General features: G+C 43.0%; 16 protein-coding genes. 8 read left to right on the forward strand and 8 right to left on the reverse strand.

What is annotated here, in order from left to right; all coding sequences use genetic code 11:
* Positions 1 to 160 precede the first annotated feature (160 nt).
* Entirely contained in the window at positions 161 to 1,303 is a 1,143-nt protein-coding gene (ttcA, locus tag GYK50_RS04745; protein WP_071001901.1) for a tRNA 2-thiocytidine(32) synthetase TtcA, read from the forward strand.
* A 104-nt stretch (positions 1,304 to 1,407) separates the two neighbouring features.
* Here the strand turns inward: ttcA and GYK50_RS04750 are convergent, their stop codons facing one another.
* The 6 genes from GYK50_RS04750 to ccoN form a co-directional block, all read right to left on the reverse strand.
* Positions 1,408 to 1,989 (reverse strand): FixH family protein, encoded by a 582-nt coding sequence (locus GYK50_RS04750; RefSeq protein WP_058024761.1) that lies wholly within the window; start codon positions 1,987 to 1,989, stop codon positions 1,408 to 1,410.
* Between the two features lie 193 nt (positions 1,990 to 2,182).
* Positions 2,183 to 3,595: a cytochrome c oxidase accessory protein CcoG gene (gene ccoG / locus GYK50_RS04755; protein WP_071001900.1), complete on the reverse strand. Its 1,413-nt coding sequence runs from the start codon at positions 3,593 to 3,595 to the stop codon at positions 2,183 to 2,185.
* A 418-nt stretch (positions 3,596 to 4,013) separates the two neighbouring features.
* Complete coding sequence (gene ccoP, locus GYK50_RS04760; protein WP_071001899.1) at positions 4,014 to 5,159, reverse strand: cytochrome-c oxidase, cbb3-type subunit III; 1,146 nt, start codon at positions 5,157 to 5,159, stop codon at positions 4,014 to 4,016.
* The gene (locus GYK50_RS04765; protein ID WP_058024764.1) at positions 5,159 to 5,338 is read right to left on the reverse strand and encodes a CcoQ/FixQ family Cbb3-type cytochrome c oxidase assembly chaperone; all 180 of its coding nucleotides are present in this window, start codon (positions 5,336 to 5,338) and stop codon (positions 5,159 to 5,161) included. Before GYK50_RS04765 ends, ccoP begins: the two co-directional genes overlap by 1 nt.
* Entirely contained in the window at positions 5,338 to 5,976 is a 639-nt protein-coding gene (gene ccoO / locus GYK50_RS04770; RefSeq protein ID WP_071001898.1) for a cytochrome-c oxidase, cbb3-type subunit II, read from the reverse strand. The genes GYK50_RS04765 and ccoO overlap by 1 nt, the downstream gene beginning before the upstream one ends.
* A gap of 9 nt (positions 5,977 to 5,985) precedes the next feature.
* A complete protein-coding gene (gene ccoN, locus GYK50_RS04775) occupies positions 5,986 to 7,467 on the reverse strand; it encodes a cytochrome-c oxidase, cbb3-type subunit I (RefSeq protein WP_071001897.1) in 1,482 nt (493 codons plus the stop codon).
* Positions 7,468 to 8,322: 855 nt separating this feature from the next.
* Here ccoN and GYK50_RS04780 point away from each other — a divergent pair.
* Complete coding sequence (locus GYK50_RS04780) at positions 8,323 to 8,712, forward strand: SCP-2 sterol transfer family protein (protein ID WP_071001896.1); 390 nt, start codon at positions 8,323 to 8,325, stop codon at positions 8,710 to 8,712.
* 141 nt (positions 8,713 to 8,853) lie between these two features.
* Here the strand turns inward: GYK50_RS04780 and GYK50_RS04785 are convergent, their stop codons facing one another.
* A complete protein-coding gene (locus GYK50_RS04785) occupies positions 8,854 to 9,825 on the reverse strand; it encodes a hypothetical protein (RefSeq protein WP_212564367.1) in 972 nt (323 codons plus the stop codon).
* A gap of 449 nt (positions 9,826 to 10,274) precedes the next feature.
* On the opposite strand from GYK50_RS04785, the gene GYK50_RS04790 reads away from it, so the two are divergent.
* The 3 genes from GYK50_RS04790 (at position 10,275) to GYK50_RS04800 (ending at position 12,709) form a co-directional block, all read left to right on the forward strand.
* Positions 10,275 to 11,510 (forward strand): lipoprotein-releasing ABC transporter permease subunit, encoded by a 1,236-nt coding sequence (locus tag GYK50_RS04790; RefSeq protein ID WP_071001894.1) that lies wholly within the window; start codon positions 10,275 to 10,277, stop codon positions 11,508 to 11,510.
* 44 nt (positions 11,511 to 11,554) lie between these two features.
* Positions 11,555 to 12,235, forward strand: coding sequence for a lipoprotein-releasing ABC transporter ATP-binding protein LolD (gene lolD / locus GYK50_RS04795; protein WP_093068124.1), 681 nt, complete (start codon positions 11,555 to 11,557; stop codon positions 12,233 to 12,235).
* A 168-nt stretch (positions 12,236 to 12,403) separates the two neighbouring features.
* Entirely contained in the window at positions 12,404 to 12,709 is a 306-nt protein-coding gene (locus GYK50_RS04800; RefSeq protein ID WP_058024771.1) for a hypothetical protein, read from the forward strand.
* 68 nt (positions 12,710 to 12,777) lie between these two features.
* Here the strand turns inward: GYK50_RS04800 and GYK50_RS04805 are convergent, their stop codons facing one another.
* Positions 12,778 to 13,353, reverse strand: a complete 576-nt coding sequence (locus GYK50_RS04805) for a DUF2062 domain-containing protein (RefSeq protein ID WP_223335218.1) — start codon at positions 13,351 to 13,353, stop codon at positions 12,778 to 12,780.
* A gap of 298 nt (positions 13,354 to 13,651) precedes the next feature.
* On the opposite strand from GYK50_RS04805, the gene GYK50_RS04810 reads away from it, so the two are divergent.
* The 3 genes from GYK50_RS04810 (at position 13,652) to GYK50_RS04820 (ending at position 18,906) form a co-directional block, all read left to right on the forward strand.
* Positions 13,652 to 16,609 carry a ComEC/Rec2 family competence protein gene (locus tag GYK50_RS04810; RefSeq protein WP_420070475.1) on the forward strand — a complete coding sequence of 986 codons (2,958 nt, stop codon included), beginning with the start codon at positions 13,652 to 13,654 and terminating at the stop codon, positions 16,607 to 16,609.
* Between the two features lie 196 nt (positions 16,610 to 16,805).
* On the forward strand, positions 16,806 to 17,861 hold the full coding sequence (sppA, locus tag GYK50_RS04815; protein WP_071001891.1) for a signal peptide peptidase SppA: 1,056 nt from the start codon (positions 16,806 to 16,808) through the stop codon (positions 17,859 to 17,861).
* A 154-nt stretch (positions 17,862 to 18,015) separates the two neighbouring features.
* Positions 18,016 to 18,906, forward strand: a complete 891-nt coding sequence (locus tag GYK50_RS04820; protein ID WP_071001890.1) for an alpha/beta fold hydrolase — start codon at positions 18,016 to 18,018, stop codon at positions 18,904 to 18,906.
* Positions 18,907 to 18,962 lie beyond the last annotated feature (56 nt).

Raw genomic sequence — 18,962 nt, forward strand, 5'->3', positions numbered from 1 at the left:
CAATAAAAATAAAGTGCGTATTACTGTCATCTTTTCAATCTGTTAGCAATATTTGTTATAATTGCCGCTTTTAAAGCATCGATAACCCTACCTCATTGATCTTGCTTTATCGCAAACTACTTTATAGTAAAATCATCCTTATAAAGATATTGAGTAACTTATGACCGCAGCAACCTTATTTACGCCAAACATCCCTTCTCACTCTGACGATATATCTAATGAATCAGACTTTAATCGTTATGTTTTAGAGGCTGATGCTGAAGAGGGTAGCAATGAAGATATCGTTGATGAACAGTCTACTGACTCACAATCGCCTACTGAATCTGCGGCTTTTCGTAAGCTACAAAAGAAGCTTCGTCGCCAAGTCTCTTGGGCCATTCGTGATTTTAATATGATTGAAGACGGTGATGTGGTGATGGTCTGTGTCTCGGGCGGTAAAGACAGCTATACCTTGCTGGATATTTTGCTCCTACTAAAACGTATCGCCCCCATTCATTTCGATATCGTCGCAGTCAATCTTGACCAAAAGCAGCCCGGCTATCCTGAAGATATTCTGCCTGCTTATCTAAACGAGCAGGGCATTGCCCATTATATCTTGGAAAAAGACACGTATAGTATTGTCAAAAGTGTGGTGCCAGAAGGCAAGACCTATTGCTCAGCGTGTTCACGTCTGCGCCGTGGTTCGTTGTATGGTTTTGCTAAGCAGATTGGTGCGACCAAAATCGCCTTGGGTCATCATCGCGATGACATGCTGGCGACTTTCTTCTTGAATTTATTTCATGGCGGCGCGCTCAAATCAATGCCGCCTAAACTGCTGAGTGATGACAAGCAAAACCTGCTGATTCGTCCATTGGCGTATGTCGAAGAAAAAGACATCATCGAGTATGCCAAATTAAAAGAATTCCCGATTATTCCTTGTAATCTGTGTGGCAGCCAGACCAATCTACAACGTGCCATTATCAATGACATGCTACGCGAATGGGATGACGCTCATCCGCAGCGTTTGGCGTCTATCTTTAAGGCAATGCAAAACGTAGCGCCATCACAGTTAGCGGATCGTGAGTTGTTTGACTTTGAGACACTCAGTCTTGATCGTGATAACGACGAGCGTTTGTTTGAAGGGGATAATATTCAATCAGGGCAGACCGACAGTCTGGCTGAGATTGGTTTGCCGGTATCACCAAAGACGCAAACGTTCAATCCTAAGTTTGCTAGCGATAAGCCGTATGCAACAGAATCAGACAATGCTGTAACAAGTAGAACTACACCTCAGAAAATTCCAACAATTAACCCACTTATTTAGCATCTCATGAGCGAATACTGATCGAGTAACCCATAAAAAACCAGCCATTCATAAAGAAAAGGCTGGTTTTTTAAATGTAGATATTAGGGCATAGCTTAATAATATTAACTTTTAGCAAAGACAGGTAAAGGTTTAAAGCTAACCTCTGAGCGCGGAAGCTTGGCGACATCTTGCATACGCCAATCGTCCTTGCCATCGTTATTCACTTGCAGGTAATATTTGGCTTTTACCGAATCAAGATTTACTTGGGCGCTGTATTTATTGCCTTCAACATGCTTTAGCACGACGTCACGGTCTTTTTTGATATCGGTGGCATGCGAGATTGAAAGATTAAGCGTATCGGGATAAGTAAGTGGCTGGCCGTTCAATAGCTTGCCTGACTGCACACTTTGCTCAGGATAATTGAGATAAAACACAACATCGCCATTATCCGCAAATTGCATTTTGCCATGCAAGTCCAAGTCATAAGCAAGCTTGTCACGTGATACGTCGTGATAGAGCGTCTTGCCATCCATATACCAGTCGTCACGTACCACGCTGTCGCGGATCTGGTAAGAGTAGTAGACAAACCAGATACAAGCGATCACGACCGCAGCTGGCATGCCAATCACAAAAATCATAACCATGTAATTCTTGTACCATGGCTGAGTATCTTGATGTTTAAAATTCGGTGCTGGATTAGACATAAAATACCTATTCATCAGATACTTATTTATCAAAGATCTGCTTATCAGATATCGACAAATGGTATCAACGGACAATTTGACGGCTACCTGCTGCCAGTTTAACCATAAATCATTCACCCGATAGCCTTTGACTCTCAAAGTCGCTGACTACCGAATGACATAAAGGAAACTAAATAATCAGTTCAGTGATGAATTACTGACCTTGAGTCGTAAAGACGTTTTGCTTACTGACTTTGTACTTACCGTCTTCACTGGTCACATTTAACGTCACTGGCGTTTGACCAAATTCAATCACATCAGGGTCACCGTAAATACTGACAGGCATATCGAAGCTTTCGCCTGCTTCTAAGGGTACATCGTTGAAGCGCAGCTCTAAACTCAGACCCTCTTGCGGTGCGAGCGTTATTTTATAATTGTGTGGCTCTTGGGTTTTGTTGGTTAGCTTGACGATATAGCTGTTCTCAATCATGCCTTGGGTATTGATAGATGATAACTGGTTACGATCACGGCGGATATCAATCTCTAGCGGCACGCGGTCTGTCAACGCATAGATAACCCCGCCACATAGCACTGCCAATAGCGCCAAATAAGCAAATAATCGTGGACGAAATACACGGCTCGGTTCTTTTTCGACCAGCTGACGCTCGGTTGTATAACGAATCAGCCCGCGTGGATAGCCGACTTTGTCCATGATTTCGTTGCAGGCATCAATACAGGCGGCGCACTGAATACAGGCAACTTGCAAGCCATCACGAATATCGATACCAGTGGGGCAGACCTGCACACACATGGTACATTCGATACAGTCACCCAGCTCTTCAGGGTGTGTGCCTTTTTTACGCGCGCCGCGTGGCTCACCACGCTCATAGTCGTAAGAGACAATCAGCGTATCTTTATCAAACATCACACTTTGGAAGCGGCCATAAGGACAAATCTGTACACACATCTGCTCACGCATATAACCTGCATTGGCATAAGTGGCAAAGGTAAAGATAAACATCGATATCCATACCCATGTTGGCCAGTCAGGAAAAGGAATCAGTCCCACGGTCTGCCAGCTATGATAAAGCGAATCTGTACCTGCCACATAACTGACAAAGGTTGCTGCTGTAATCACAGAAAGTACAAACCAAATCGCATAGACTACCGTTCGCTTGAACACTTTACTCGCGCTCATAGGCGATTTATCAAACTTCATGCGCTTATTGCGATCACCAATGACCCATTTTTCAACGTACTGGTAGAGATGCGTCCAGATGGTTTGTGGACAAGCATAACCACACCAAACGCGGCCAGCATATACAGTCACCATAAACAAAGTAAACGCTGCAATAATGGCAAATGCGGCAATAAAATAAAAATCTTGAGTCAAAAAAGTCAAACCAAAAATATAGTAATGCTGTGAGGGAACATCAAACCATATTGCTTGTCTGCCATTATAACGCAGCCACGGTAAAATTAAAAAAGCGGCCAAAAGGGCATACATCGTGATGACACGAATATTTTGATAAAACCCTGTCACAAACCTCGGATGTACCCGATGCTTGGTGGCATCAAGATCGACTTGTCGTACGGGAATTTTATTGGATGATTGCTGTGCTGACATAAACGTGCCTCTTTAAAAAAGAATCAGTCTGCTGGCATGATGAACAAATACCTCTCGTCGTGAAGTATATGAATGTATGATGTTATCAATGTCAGTAAATAATGGATAGCGACTTGAATAAAAGTCCTCTAGTACACTTACTAAATAATTGATTATAAGTGGGTAATTAGATCGAGCTAAGACATCATCAGTCTGGCTCGTTAGCCATTTGGAAAACAGCTATTCTAACATTCTCCATACTAACAATGGGGTAATAATCGTAAAAAGCAATCACTATAGATCATAATAATGTCTACTGAGAAGTATCTGTGATAGCGACTATTAGGTAAATTCTGCAAAAATAAACGAAAAAAGGAGAACTGTACTGACAGTCCTCCCTTTATTAAATCTCATCCATGTACAGTACGGCAATAGTGTCTTAGTTAGCAGTAGCTTCTTTGGTCGCTACTGGCTGAGTCGCTGCAGTATTTGCCATCGCAGTTTCAGGTGCTTTGCCAGTTTTGTCCGATAGTGAGTAGACGTAAGCGGCAAGTAGCATGATACGCTCATTACCTAGCTTCGTTTCCCACTGAGGCATTACACCTGCGCGGCCATAACGTAGCGTTTCACGAATGGTCTCGCGATCACCACCATATAACCAGATATTATCCGTCAAATTCGGTGCGCCAGCTGAAATCATACCTTTACCATCTGGTCCATGACAAAGAACGCAGTTGGTCGGCTCATGAAAAATAACTTTACCTTGAGCAACTTTCGTTTGATCAAGATCATAGTCATTTTGGTTGCCTGATAGTGATAAGACATATTCAGCGACCGCACGTATGCCGTCTTCACCAAGCTGATCACGCCATGCTGCCATACCACCAACACGACCATTGTGTAGCGTGGTCAAGATGTTACCGGCTTTACCACCATACAACCAATCATTGTCAGTCAAATTAGGATAGCCTGGGGCACCCTTAGCATTCGAGCCATGACATACTGCACAGTTCTGTAAGAACAAACGGCTACCAACTTTTAAAGCATTTGGATTTTCAGACAGTTTTTCGACATAAGGCGCAAGTTCTGTGACCTTCTCATCGATTTGTGCCTGTAGATCCGCTGGTGGATTGTCACTGCGACGCATGGTCGCTTGTAGCTCGTTTAGCGTCGCTAGTGTCGCGGTTGCGCCTGCTGCATCTGCTTTAACCAAGATATTCTTTTCAAAGTTATCTGTAAATACTTTGTTGTTGCTCTCAAGCTCACTGAACAGCTCGTTTTTAGAAGTCCATGGTACATCTTCACCATCGACTTTTATGGTTGCAAGACCGTTCCAGTTTCCCGGAAGCATGGCTGGGAAAAACACCCAGTAAACCACGCCCCAGACGATTGAGCCAAAAAATATCACTAACCACCATTTAGGAAGTGGTTTATCGTATTCTCGGATACCATCGTATTCATGACCAGTGGTACCGTCTTCTTCAACCTCTGGCTTGTATTTTAATACAAACAGCAGAACGCCAAGAATGAACGCCCAACAACCAAAACTGATTAGCGTAATCCAAGAACTCCAAAAAAATGTCATCATTTATCCTTATTGCGCTGCTCTTCAGACAGAGATCTAATATCCTCGTCATCAAGCGCAAGTTGTGCATCTTCTTCGAAGCGTTTTTTGTTTTTTGGCGAATACGCCCACCATGCAACGCCTACGAAGGCAATAAAGGCAGAAACGGTCGCAATTGTTTGTAATTCACCAATACCCATTAGCGCTGTCCTTCCATTGCGGTACCTAACTGCTGTAGATAGGCAACCAAAGCATCAAGCTCAGTGGCGCCAAGTACGGCATCTGGAGCACCTTCGATATCTTCTTCAGTATAAGGCACACCGAAGCGATCACGGAATAGACGCATTTTAGCTTGAATGTTCTCACCATCGACTTCGTTCTCGGCCAACCACGGGAAACCTGGCATGACTGACTCAGGCACTAGCGAACGTGGATTGATTAGATGCTGCTTTTGCCAATCTTCAGAATAACGGCCACCAACACGTGCTAAGTCTGGTCCAGTACGTTTCGATCCCCATAAAAACGGGTGATCCCACGTAGACTCAGCGGCACGTGAGTATGGTCCATAACGTTCAACTTCTGCACGTAGTGGGCGAACCATTTGCGTATGACAAACGTGACATCCTTCACGGATATAAATATCACGACCTTCAAATTCAAGCGCAGTCCAAGGCTCCATAGCGGGAAGGGGCTTGTTCAAACCGCCTTCTTCAGGACTGTCGTTGTTATAAATCAAAGGCACGATTTCAACTAGCGTTGCAAAACTGATAGCAATGACGATGCCAATGACTAACAAGCCTGTATTTTTTTCAATAATTTCATGCGGTGTACCAGCCATGATCGCTCCTTATACGTTAGCTGTCGAAGGTTTTTCGACACTAGGTTCATGATCCGTTGGATCAGCGACATCTACAGGCTTACCTTCTGGCATTTTGAGTGTTTTATAGCAGTTATAAGCCATAACAAACATACCCGATACATATAAGAAGCCACCAAAAGCTCGGCCAATATATGGGAAATGCGAGAATTCAACAGTATCAACGAAGCTATATACCAAAGTACCGTCTGGGTTAGTAGCAAGCCACATCATGCCTTGGCCGATACCTGAGATCCACATAGACACGATATAGAAAATCGTTCCTGCAGTCGCCAGCCAAAAATGCGTGGTGATTAAGCTGATAGAGTACATTTTGGGTTTGTTATAGACACGTGGTAACAGCACATATAGCGAACCAATCGTAATCATACCAACCCAGCCAAGTGCGCCTGAGTGTACGTGACCAACTGTCCAGTCAGTGTTATGCGATAAAGCATTTACTGTCTTGATTGACATCATTGGGCCTTCGAACGTCGACATCGCGTAGAACGACAACGCCACAATCATAAAGCGAATGATCGGATCGGTACGTAGCTTATCCCAACTACCTGATAGCGTGAGTACACCGTTAATCATACCACCCCAAGAGGGTGCAAATAGAATGATGGAGAATACCATTGCCAATGACTGCGTCCAATCAGGAAGCGCTGAATAATGCAAATGGTGACCACCAGCCCACATATAGGAAGCAATCAATGCCCAAAAGTGAACGATAGACAAGCGATAAGAGTAGATAGGACGACCAATCTGTACTGGAACGAAGTAATACATCATGCCAAGGAAAGCTGCCGTTAAGTAAAAACCTACCGCGTTATGCCCGTACCACCACTGGACCATGGCATCAGTTGCACCGCCAAATAGCGAGTAAGATTTGAACGCACTAACAGGAATAGCCATGCTGTTTACGATGTGTAGTAGTGCAATCGTAATAATGAAGGCGGCAAAGAACCAGTTAGCCACATAAATATGTGAGGTTTTGCGTTTGATGAGTGTACCAAAAAATACGATGGCATAAGAGATCCATACCAAAGCAATTAAGATATCGATAGGCCACTCAAGCTCAGCGTACTCTTTACTTGACGTCAAACCTAGAGGAAGGGTAATAACAGCAGAAACAATCACTGCTTGCCAACCCCAAAAGGTAAACCAAGCCAAATATGGCGCAAATAAGCGCGTCTTGCAGGTACGCTGAACGATATAGTAAGACGTTGCGAACAAGGCACAGCCACCGAACGCAAAAATCACCGCATTGGTGTGCAGTGGTCTTAAATGACTAAAGGTCAGCCATGGAATGTCAAAGTTGAGTGATGGCCATGCTAACTGTGAAGCAATGAACACACCAAGACTCATGCCGACGATGCCCCAAACGACAGCCATGATCGTAAAAAATCTTACGATAGTAATTTCATACTCACGGTCAACTGGGGCGACTGCTGTGTTTTGTAAACTCATTGGATGATTCCTTTACAGCCCGAATTATCAACAGAATTAACCAACAGTCCGCATTATAGATATTATAAAAACTTATAAACCTACAATAGCTACGGTACATAATGTTTTTTGACCTTTTATCACCATAATCTTATTAACTATCAATTTAGGCTTTGATTTTATGTCAGTTGATACTGATGGATAAAATGAGGCGCTTCGTGCACCTTGTTTACAGCCAATCGATAGTACGATTGTTAATACATCATCAAGATAAATAAAAAGACGCGCCGTTTTTGAGCATCAAACATCTTATGAGGCTAAATATATATCTTAATTATTACGAAAAAATCTGTACTAATGAAGATAGATACCCATATCTATAGGGCTATAAAAACGCACTGACCATAGATGTATGCTAGCGGCGGCTGACAAAAAACATGTTTATGTAATGTTTGGTTAAAACTCCCGACTCTGTTTAAGGGTATTGTAACGCAATCCTAATCAAATATCATCAGAACTATGCGGCAAAATACAAACTCTTTGGTATAAATGATAGCGAGCAACTTATTATTATTGCGCTACTTGCTTATTTTATACACAATTTCGTCACTATTCTAGATGCGTGTTTGCATCAAACTAAGACAAACGTTGCTAAATATAATTGTGATATTCGAAAGGAATTTTGTAACAATCGTACCACTAGCGGCAAAAATAGGTTTTACTTCTCATCAAGTCGCCCCTTATAATGAGCCTGAACATATTTAATGTCCGCATACTTGTGGTCTATTAATAACAAGCATTTTAATAATTTGCTAGTCAGGTTAATGCGTAAAATAGCAGCGTTAACCCAACAAAACACCCATTAAGGATAATAATATGGCAGTTTTTTTGACAGATGAATGGTTTGAGCAAGTGGAGAAAATGGGCAGTGAAGCAGGTGAGTTAAACCTACCACCAGCACTTGCTAATATGATTGTTAACCTAAAAGTATCTGATACTGACAAAGACATCGAAGCCAACTTTGCCGATGGTTTATTACATCGTGGTCTAAATAGTAACGGCACGACGACTTTATTATTAGATCGTAGCATTCTACAGTCTATCATCACTGATTTTGACACCAATCAAATTATGGGTGCTTTCATGAGCGGTAAAATTCGCGTTGAAGGGGATATGTCACAATTGATGGCAGTACAGACTGCTCGTCCAAGCGCTGAGCAAAAAGAGTTGTATAAGCGTATCAAATCAATGACGACGATGGCGTAGATCTTATATAGAGTGGTTTGTACTCAAGCCATTGATATACGATTCACTCAGATATACAAAAGCCCCTATTTATTTAGGGGCTTTTTATTGTGTAAAAAACTAGGCATAACACGTAATACAATAGGCTGTTATATTCAGTAACTAGCTGGCTTTAGACTGCGCCGACGCTTGCTGATTCTCTTTATATATCGCTGCCTGCAACCAGACATTGGCTTGTACATAGTCATGCACTTTAATGCTGGCGGTCTCTGGCGTATTAAGCGCACCAATACGTACGACAAAGGGATCTGCATCCTGCTCACGTAATGTCACTACATCAAACAAAATGACAGATTTATCGTTAAATATCGTTTCTTGTTTGCCAAGCACTTGACCTTGACACCAAGCCTCATCTTCTTGCCCTAAAGTATCGCCAAATAAATAAGCACACATGTGTCCTAAGTTGATTTCGACCGGTGCCATTTGTTCTTCGGTTTCAGGTTTCCATTCACTGATTTGCGCTTGCAGATCGTCTGGAATTTTTCCGTCATTAGCCGCGACGATATCGTTAAACGCACGGTGATAGCGGATAGATTCTTGGTCTTCTACCATGATGACTTCGTTTTGCTCACTGAGCTTAATCTCGTGCGCCCATGCGCTAAAGTTAACGAAATAAGACGTATCGCGCTGATATAAGTGACGGTTGGTGGTATAGAGCTGATCAAACGCATAAATAATGCTGCCATCAGCCGTGCGTAAGCGTAATACCGCATCGTGTGAGTTGTCATTAACAATGACGCGCTCGATTTTACAGTCAAGCCCATAAGGACTATCAACACAAGGATAAGCATTGATGAAGCGCTCAGGCTTACCGTCTTTCATTGCAAGTACTTGATTGATATGGCAGGGCTTGTCTTCTGATAACAACAAACAGCTGTCTTTTGCACTGACGTTGTTGTTCAGGCCTTTAGGCATTGCCGCCACTTCAATCATTTTTTGTAGCCACTCTGGCACATCATTGCTCATATCATCGGTCAAAATACGCCAATGATCGCCATGACCTGCAGACTGCTCATCGGTCAGTGTGATCTTGGTGGGAGTTTGAATGTTTTTATATTGATAATTTATGGTCATGAAAATACTCAAAATTAAGTCAGCGTGGGGTTTGTGTCTAATACTGTAGTGCGACGGTTACTTACGTACCATTCAGTATTTCAAATAACTGGTTTATGATGTCAGCGACATTACCAGCAAAGAGTGAACAAACCACAATGAGGGTTAATGACAATTGTCTTTAGCATATAATATATAGGTATTGAAACATCTAATAGCAAGGCCTCTATAAAAAATAATAACAAAACCCAGTTTTTTGGTAAAAAATACTCTTAGTATCGGCTAATGACTGGCACATATTGGCTAAATTGTGTCAAACTAGCTCCCTTTTGACGGCTGTCCTCGGCTCGTCTGATCTCCTGTTTTGTGTTTGATTTATATGTGAGTAGTAGCAGCTGTATGATGCATTTACTACTGCTCGTGATGCAACCTATATAAAGTCGCACGTAGATAAGATAAAGAGTTTGAATATGTTTCGTCCTTTAGCGTTATTTATCGGCTTACGATATACCCGAGCAGAGCGTAGTAATGGCTTTATCTCCTTTATATCCCTGATTTCAATGATTGGTCTGACGCTTGGGGTTGCCGTATTGATTACGGTGCTATCGGTCATGAATGGTTTTGATCGAGAATTAAAAACCCGTATTTTGGGCATGGTGCCGCAAGCCACCGTGGTCTCAACTGAGATTATCGGTGATTGGGAGCAGCTCGCTGATAAGATTAAGGAAGATCCAGAAGTATCAGATGTCGCCCCCTTTATCCAATTGCAAGGGATGCTGACATCAAACGGTCAGGTCGCCGGGATTATGGTGACTGGCGTCGAGCCTGAATACGAAAAAAACGTCTCTATCATTAATGATCATATGGTCGAGGGCAGTATTGATACCTTGCAAAGTGGTGACTTTAGCATCGTATTGGGTGAAGAGATGGTGCAGTCTCTGGGTTTACAGATAGGGGACAAAGTAACTCTAGTGCTGCCAGAAGCCTCGCCATCGCCAGCCGGTGTGATACCGCGGTTTAAGCGCTTTACTTTGACAGGTATTTTTACCATCAGCCCAGAGGTAGACAGTCTGATGGCGTTCATCCCGATGGGTGATGCAGCAAAACTGCTGCGTCTGCCAGAAGGGGCGCAAGGCGTGCGCATGAAGCTCAATGATATCTTTACTGCGCCGATTGCCGCAGAAAAAGCCGCTGCTATTTCTCCTCAGCAGTTGTTCCCCAATGATTGGACGCAGACGCACGGCAATCTATTTGGTGCAATTCAGATGGAAAAAGCCATGGTTGGTTTGCTACTATTTTTAATCATCTTAGTTGCCGCTTTCAACATTGTCTCAAGTCTTGTGATGCTCGTCACTGACAAAAAAGCAGATATTGCCATTCTAAAGACCTTTGGTGCGTCTCCTCGTTTGATTACCCAAGTCTTTATGGTACAAGGCGTGGTCATCGGTGTGATCGGTACCGTTGCTGGTACGATATTGGGTGTGATATTCGCACTCACCGTCAGTGATATTTTAGGCTTTATTAATCAAGTCTTTAATTTGAATCTGTTTGATGCTTATTTTGTGAATTATTTGCCGTCAGAGTTGCGTTTACTCGACGTGGTATTCATTACAGGTGCCTCATTTATATTGAGCTTTTTGGCAACGATTTATCCAGCACGCCGAGCGGCTAAAATTCAGCCTGCCCAGACACTACGTTATGAGTAATTCAATCGCATAAATATCGACATAAATAAAATAAAGGAAGCGCTATGTCTGCCATTTTAAAGGCGACCAATATCAATAAAATATATGATGAGGGAGCCGTTAGTACGCAAGTATTGACGGGCCTTGATCTGACAGTTCATGCTGGTGAGCGCATTGCTATTGTCGGGACCAGTGGTTCAGGAAAAAGTACCTTGCTACATTTGCTTGGTGGTTTAGACACGCCCACGAGTGGTGAAGTCTGGTTACATGGTCAGTTATTAAATAGCATGAATGAGACCGAACGCGGCGCGATGCGCAACAAGCATTTGGGTTTCATTTATCAGTTTCACCATTTGCTAGCAGAGTTTACCGCAGTCGAGAATGTTGCGATGCCTTTACTGATGCGTCCAGAAGTATCAACAACTGACGCTCGCAAGCAAGCGATTGAGATTCTCGAAAACGTCGGTCTAAATCATCGGTTGATGCACAGACCGGGTGAGCTATCAGGTGGTGAGCGTCAGCGCGTGGCGATTGCGCGCGCACTAGTTACCAAGCCTTCGCTTATCTTGGCGGATGAGCCAACTGGTAACTTGGATTATGACAATGCGCAAAGTGTCTTTGGATTGCTATCAGAGCTACAAAGCACTATGCAAACAGCACTTTTGATGGTGACACATGATCGCAACTTGGCGGCGCTTGCTGATCGTCAATTATTGCTACGTAATGGTCATTGGGAACAGTATTAACGTCTATATATGTTGAGATTTTCAGATGAATATAAGTGTCATAAATTAGCACTTATAAGGGTTGTCCTAACGAAATATATTGTTGTATTATCAAGTAAATATCTCATAGCAAAAGATATAGAAGCTTGATTAACTAGCTGCTATGTCTATTTTATAGGTCTCCGAATAATGAACAAAGATGACAATCCAATCGCCGCTTTTGGCAGTGCTGAAGAAGGCGATGAGCCGTTAAAGCCTTATATCGATCCAACCTTGTTTGACACCATCGATAGACAAGAACAAAAGGATCTTATCACACCCGTGTTTGATGCGATCACTTTGGCTGGGGTTGACTATGATTTAAAGGTTCAAGACAGCGCGACAGGTAAGCGTTATACGCTCTGTAAAAACGACGAGGTTATTGAGATCGTCTCTATGGATAAAGATTTTACGGATAAGCTTATAGATGCCATAGAAAGAACCAAAGAAGAGTGATAGCTCTTGCTTCAGACGCTGACGTTGTACTGTTTAATATTAATACCGTTTAATGATGTTAAACGGTATTAATATTTAGGCGATTTATCATCAGGTTTTTGCTGACGTTTTTGCCAACTCACGACCGTCTTGTAACGCCAAATCGCTTTAAAAGCAAGTCCACAAACGATGCTGGTTATAATCGCTAAAATCGTTAGCCCTATACAAAATGCTGTAAGCGATACAGTGCCCTTATAAGTAATAAAAGGGTTGGCGCCATCTGATAATGCCCATAAGCTAAAATCAGCAATCATTCTGCCGATAAAGCGCAAACTGATCACTGGTGCATCAATGATTTTTGCACCGATATAATACCCAGCATAAAAGATAGGCAAGCTGGTGACTGGATTGGTAATCCACGTTAGACCGAGAGCCATAGGTACATTGGCTCGAAAAATAAGTGAGCCAATCAAAGCCAGCAACATCTGTCCTGGCAGTGGAAAAAATGCGCTAAGCACGCCAATATAGACTGCTTTATTTAAGCTATGACGGTTGAAGTGCCATAACCGAGGATCTGCCAAATGCGGGGCGAACAGTTTTAGGGTGCGACTTTCTAGGATTTTTTCCGGTGTAGGAAGCAGGTCTTTTAGACGTTTGTGGGGCACAGTATCGCCTTTAATCGTTAACGACAGTCCGCTCAATTGTATTGATGGGCTGGTATAAAGTAATATTATGGATAAAAAATACCGATGAGAATACATAGAGTGGTGATGGTAGAAAGCCATCATTTTAATATGCCTCATCAGTATAGGGTAATATAAATATAAATGCTATTGCCTCACAGATACGATGCTTCAGTCGCTTCTAAAATGTCGATAAAAATGGCTACTCTGGCGCCTTATTATCATCAATAACTGGCGTTAGCTGCATTATAATATTTTGCTCATCAAGCAAGGAGTGCGGGTGTATTGGTTAGTTGGTAGCCTGGTAATTATTGCTATGATGGGTGTGTTGGCAGTTGCAGATAATGTGGCGATGCCGATCGACATGCCTTTATTGAATGTGGTCAGCGCCACAGGTTTGCTTTGGTTGCTTGTCATATTTGCTATTATTCTGCTTAGTGCTACTCAACTTAATAGCCCTTCAGTAAATACTCAAAGTACCAATAAAACGCGTTCTGTCAGCTCACCTAATGATGTTAAATTGTCACTTTTTAGCAAATACTTCTTATTTGGTCTATTAGCCATTGCGTTGGTCGTGGGTAGCGCGCTACAAGCGCTAGTTGCACATCAGCAAGCCGAAACGACCAAAATTACTGACTCTATACGTGTACAAGCACTCGTTCGTATCGAAGGGATAAGTGACAGTGTATATGATGCCAGTACAGATAGCGGCTATCGACAAGTAGCAGTGGTCAAACATTTAATGCCATTAGTCGCTGAGTTGACTCCCCAAGATTTGGCAGATAGTACAAGGAATTATTCGAAGGAAGAAAATAATAGCCTAAATAAAAGCTATAGTGACAATTTTGAAAAAAAACCCAATAATCATATCGAATACCGAGTATTGCTCAATGCCTATCCAAAAAACACATCAAATAATGACTCGTTCTCAAATTTAAATGATTTGCAGCCAGGCGATGAGCTATTTATGAGCTTGGCACTGGTACCATTGTCTACCTCCAAGCAAGCAATAAGCAACCCGTCTGGTTTTGATGGTTATCGCTGGTTGCGAGGTCGACACATTGATGGTGTGGCAAATATACTGGCAGTTAGTCCGCTCTCTGTCAGCAAAAGCAATAACGATGAAGCTTTACAACAAGCATCGACGTCTGACTCTTATTTCCAGCGATTTCGTACTCGTATTGATATAGGACGTTGGCAATTAAGAGATCATTTCTATAGAGATTGGCCTGCACAAACCACAGCAGAGCAGCAGGCCAGAGCTGTCACATTGAGTTTGCTCACAGGTGACCGTAGCTTGATCAATCGCGACACCAAGGACCTATATCAACTGGCGGGTATCTCGCATTTGCTTGCAATATCAGGGACACATGTACTGTTTTTAGCCATTGTATTGGGCGGCGCCGTTGTGTTGCTAGTCAATCGACTGTGCCCAGTGGTTTATCGCTATATGCCACGCTGGCAAGTGCGTTGGTGGGTAATGATTGGTGCTGCTTTTATCTATGCACTATTTACAGGTTTTGATGTGCCTGCTGCACGTACGGCGTGGATGCTACTGGCTATCGGCTTGGTAAGATTGATATTGCTACCTATCAGTACCATGCGTGTGTTGTTGGCATTAGCTGTCTTGATGGCATGGCAAGATCCGTATGTATTGTGGCAGGCAGGGTATTGGTTGTCCTTCATCGCAGTGGCGCTGTTGCTCAAATACGAAGATACCTCGTATCAGCGTACTACAGAGGCTTTGAGATCATCGTACGACGAGCATAGGAGTAAGGGCAATAGAGTGCTCTATCATGCTCTGCGAGCTGGACGGCGTATGTTCAAGCTACAGTTTTGGTTGTTTCTGACGTTATTGCCTATTACGCTGCTCTTATTTGGTAAAGCATCATTGTGGGGACTTATTGTCAATTTATTTGCGATTGGGCTGTTTGGGTGGGTGATTGTACCGCTCAATCTGTTAGCAGGGCTTTTTTACCTGTTATCACCCACGATAGCTGACAGCATTTGGTCTTTAGTAAGTGCCATCGTCGGCAATCTACATGAGTTGATTGGTTGGCTGACATCATTACCAGCATTAACAGACGCATGGTTGTATACGCCAGTTAATATGGCGATATTGCTCATGGTGTTGTTAAGTATAGTACCTTGGCTTTTGCCAAGAGGGCTGCTCAGTCGCTGGTTGGCACTGCCTCCACTGACGCTGTTAATGATGACGGTGTATGCCAATCAGCAGTCACTTGTAACAGTACCGACGTTATATATTTTGCCAACGGGTGATCCCTATATCAGTGCAGCCTTGCTACAATTCCCTTTACATAACCAAAGCGTTAGTAACAGTAAGGATAGATCTTCACTTGCGAAAGACAATACCAGCTGGCTATTTTTGGCCGATCATAGACCAACCGCAACACAGACCATGCCAAGCAATCTCACAGCGGATAAACTATCTGTATCTTTAGAGCAGCAACTGGGCAGTTTGTCAGTTGATAAACTAGAAGGCATCATAGTGCAGAGCAGTAGCACTGTACTGACTGACACGTTGAATGCCAGTGAGCAAAATATGGTCGTTAGCGCCAAAAATTCTGAGTTATTACCGCTGGCAGTTGCGCAGTTAAATCAGCAGCTACCTGTCAGTCAATATTGGCAAGCGGGACGCTCCGAGCGTTGGTCTGCATTCCAGCAAGCCTCTAAAATAGCAGCTCAGTCTAAAGGTAAGACGAATATCAGTGCGCAAGGATGCGAGCAAGGCAAAACATGGCAGGTGGCTAGTGGTGATTTATCCATCCAAGCAATGACAGGCTGGAGCGAGATAGGTGATACTAGCGTGTGGGACTGTACAATTGCGATTGATAGCAGCGTACCTATACAAGTTCTAAGATACAACGCAGCCGATCCGCTAAAGTCATTATCTGTAAACTCTCAAACGAAAATAGCAGATAACCAGTTAGATACGGATCACAAAAACTCGTCTCTATCACGGCTTGTTTTAGACACTGATACCCATCCACGCGTTTGGCAGATGTGGTCATTATTATGTTCAGCTGATTCGAATAACGACAGCATGAGGTTTAAAAATATCACATGGCTTGGTCATAGTGCATCACAGATGACAACTGATGTCATAAGTCGTCAAAGCATCAATGATATTATCACCTACGATGACAAACCTTTAGAAGCGTCTTTATCGCTGAATATAATGGACAACGGTGTTGACGCAGAAGCGATGAGTCCTTAAAAATATTGCTTATACTCGCAGTGTTACAATATGGTGATATTTCACAGTTATACTATTGAACCATTATCGAAATACCACCATACTTACCAGCTTATTCATACCGATAAGTGATGTGACGATAAGATATTTATCTTTTGCGGTCATTATCAGTATCATCTTTTTATTGTTTTAGATTGTTTCTGACTTAGGAAGTTATATGCCCAACTGGCCACCAGACCCAAACAAACGTCCTGATAATTCGGCAAATCAGCCAACGCCAATGCAGCAACCAAACGCGCCGAGCGGACAAGAGTGGAAAGTACTGGAAAACACCTTATTAGCTAGTGTGGTTGAGCAGCGCCGTGCTCGTCGCTGGAGTATTTTCTTTAAACTGTTGACCTTTGGTTATATATTATTGATATTTTTGACCATAGGTCGCGGATGTAGTGGTTCGCCAACAGGTATGGATGCCGTTGATACTAGCTCGCCGCATTTGGCAGTGGTTGAGCTGCAAGGTGTGATCAGTAATGATGACGTGGCCAACGCTTACGATGTCAATGAGGCATTGACAGACGCTTTTGCAAATAGTAACTCTAAAGCGGTGGCGTTAGATATTAACTCACCTGGTGGCTCACCGGTACAGTCTGATGAAATTTGGCAGACTATGATGGATCTGCGTAAAGAATACCCAGATAAAAAGCTTTATGCTGTTATCGGTGATATTGGTGCTTCAGGTGCTTATTATATCGCCTCTGCCGCAGATGAGATCTATGTTAATCCATCGAGCTTGGTTGGTTCTATCGGTGTCATTATGCCAAGTTACAATGTCAAGGGCCTAATGGACAAGGTCGGCGTAGAAGATCGTACTATCACTGCGGGTGAGTACAAAGACATCTTGAGTTTGTCGCGCCCATTGACTGACTACGAAGAAAAACATGTCGAAGGTGTGCTTGCTAATACGCACAAGCATTTCATCAATGCCGTCAAAGAAGGCCGCGGTGATCGCTTGAAAAATCCTGAACAAAACAAACTGTTTTCAGGACTGTTTTGGACCGGTGAGCAATCTATCGAGTTAGGTTTGGCAGACAAAACGGGCAGTATCACAAGCCTCAGTAAACAATTGGATCTTGATACGATCATCAGCTATAGCCCAACCGATCCGTTCCAAATGTTTATGGATCGCTTTGCGGTACAATTGGGTGCAGGCATTGGCTCTAGCATGAGCCTTGATGGGTTTTTGCCCCAAGAAGAAGGCAATGCAAAAATGCGTTAAGCGTTTAATATTTTAGATATACTGTGTATGATTGTTGAGGCTGAGCATATAATTATGCTCAGCCTTAATTGTATATAGTGCTAAAAACTACCTTAATATGAAATACAGTTGAATTATTAAAAATAATATATAAACCATCCCACGAGAGCCTGTTATGAGTGATGAAATCAATTTGCAGACCTTTGCTGCGCTACCTGTCTCCAAGATAACAAAAAAGCCTGTATTACATTTTGCCCATGCCAATGGCATGCCAAGTGCTGTGTATGAGCCGTTTTTTGCAGGATTGTCCGCATTTTTTACGATTGAATATATTGCCATGTTGGGTGATACGCCGGATTATCCCGTGGATAATCATTGGCGCAGTCTGACGCAGCAGGTGATCGATAGCGTAAAAACTGCCTGCGAAAAGCATAGCGTCAGTCAGGTGGTGGGCGTGGGGCACTCACTTGGCGCCATGTGTACCTTGCAAGCAGTGTACCGTGAGCCTAAGCTGTTTGCTCAAGCAGTGCTCATGGATCCGCCTTGGATTTATGGCAAAGTTAGCTTGTTATGGCATTTGGCAAAGACAGTAGATAAATTGCCTCTTACGAGTAAGCGTTTGATGGATAAATTGTCACCAGCGGGTATCTCTAAGCATCGCCGTGATGTGTGGGACAGCCGAGCAGATGCGTACGAAAAAATGCGGCACAAAGGATTTTTCAAAAACTTTGATGAGCGCAGCTTCCAAGGCTATATCGATCATGGCTTGCATGAGCGCGCGGATGGTAAAGTGACACTGGCCATTCCTAAAGCTAATGAAGTAGAAGTGTTTCGTACCAATCCTTCTTGGTATTGGCTGACGCCCAATCGTGGCCCCAAAGTGCCTGTTACCTTGATTATCGGTCAAGACAGTATCTTTTTGAAACGTCGGTTTCCCCAACAGATAAAGTCGCGCTTGGGCATACCTTATGAGACTCATGAAGGGGGGCATATGTTCCCACTTGAGCACCCAGAGTCTGTATCGCAGCAGGTACTAGAACTGATTAAGCGGCAACTATCAAAATAAAAGCAACGTATCGTTATGTAGGCTTGTGTCTAATACAAGCTGACAGCGTATTTTTT

The sequence above is a fragment of the Psychrobacter pacificensis genome, assembly GCF_018336615.1.
GTDB classification, from domain to species: domain Bacteria; phylum Pseudomonadota; class Gammaproteobacteria; order Pseudomonadales; family Moraxellaceae; genus Psychrobacter; species Psychrobacter pacificensis.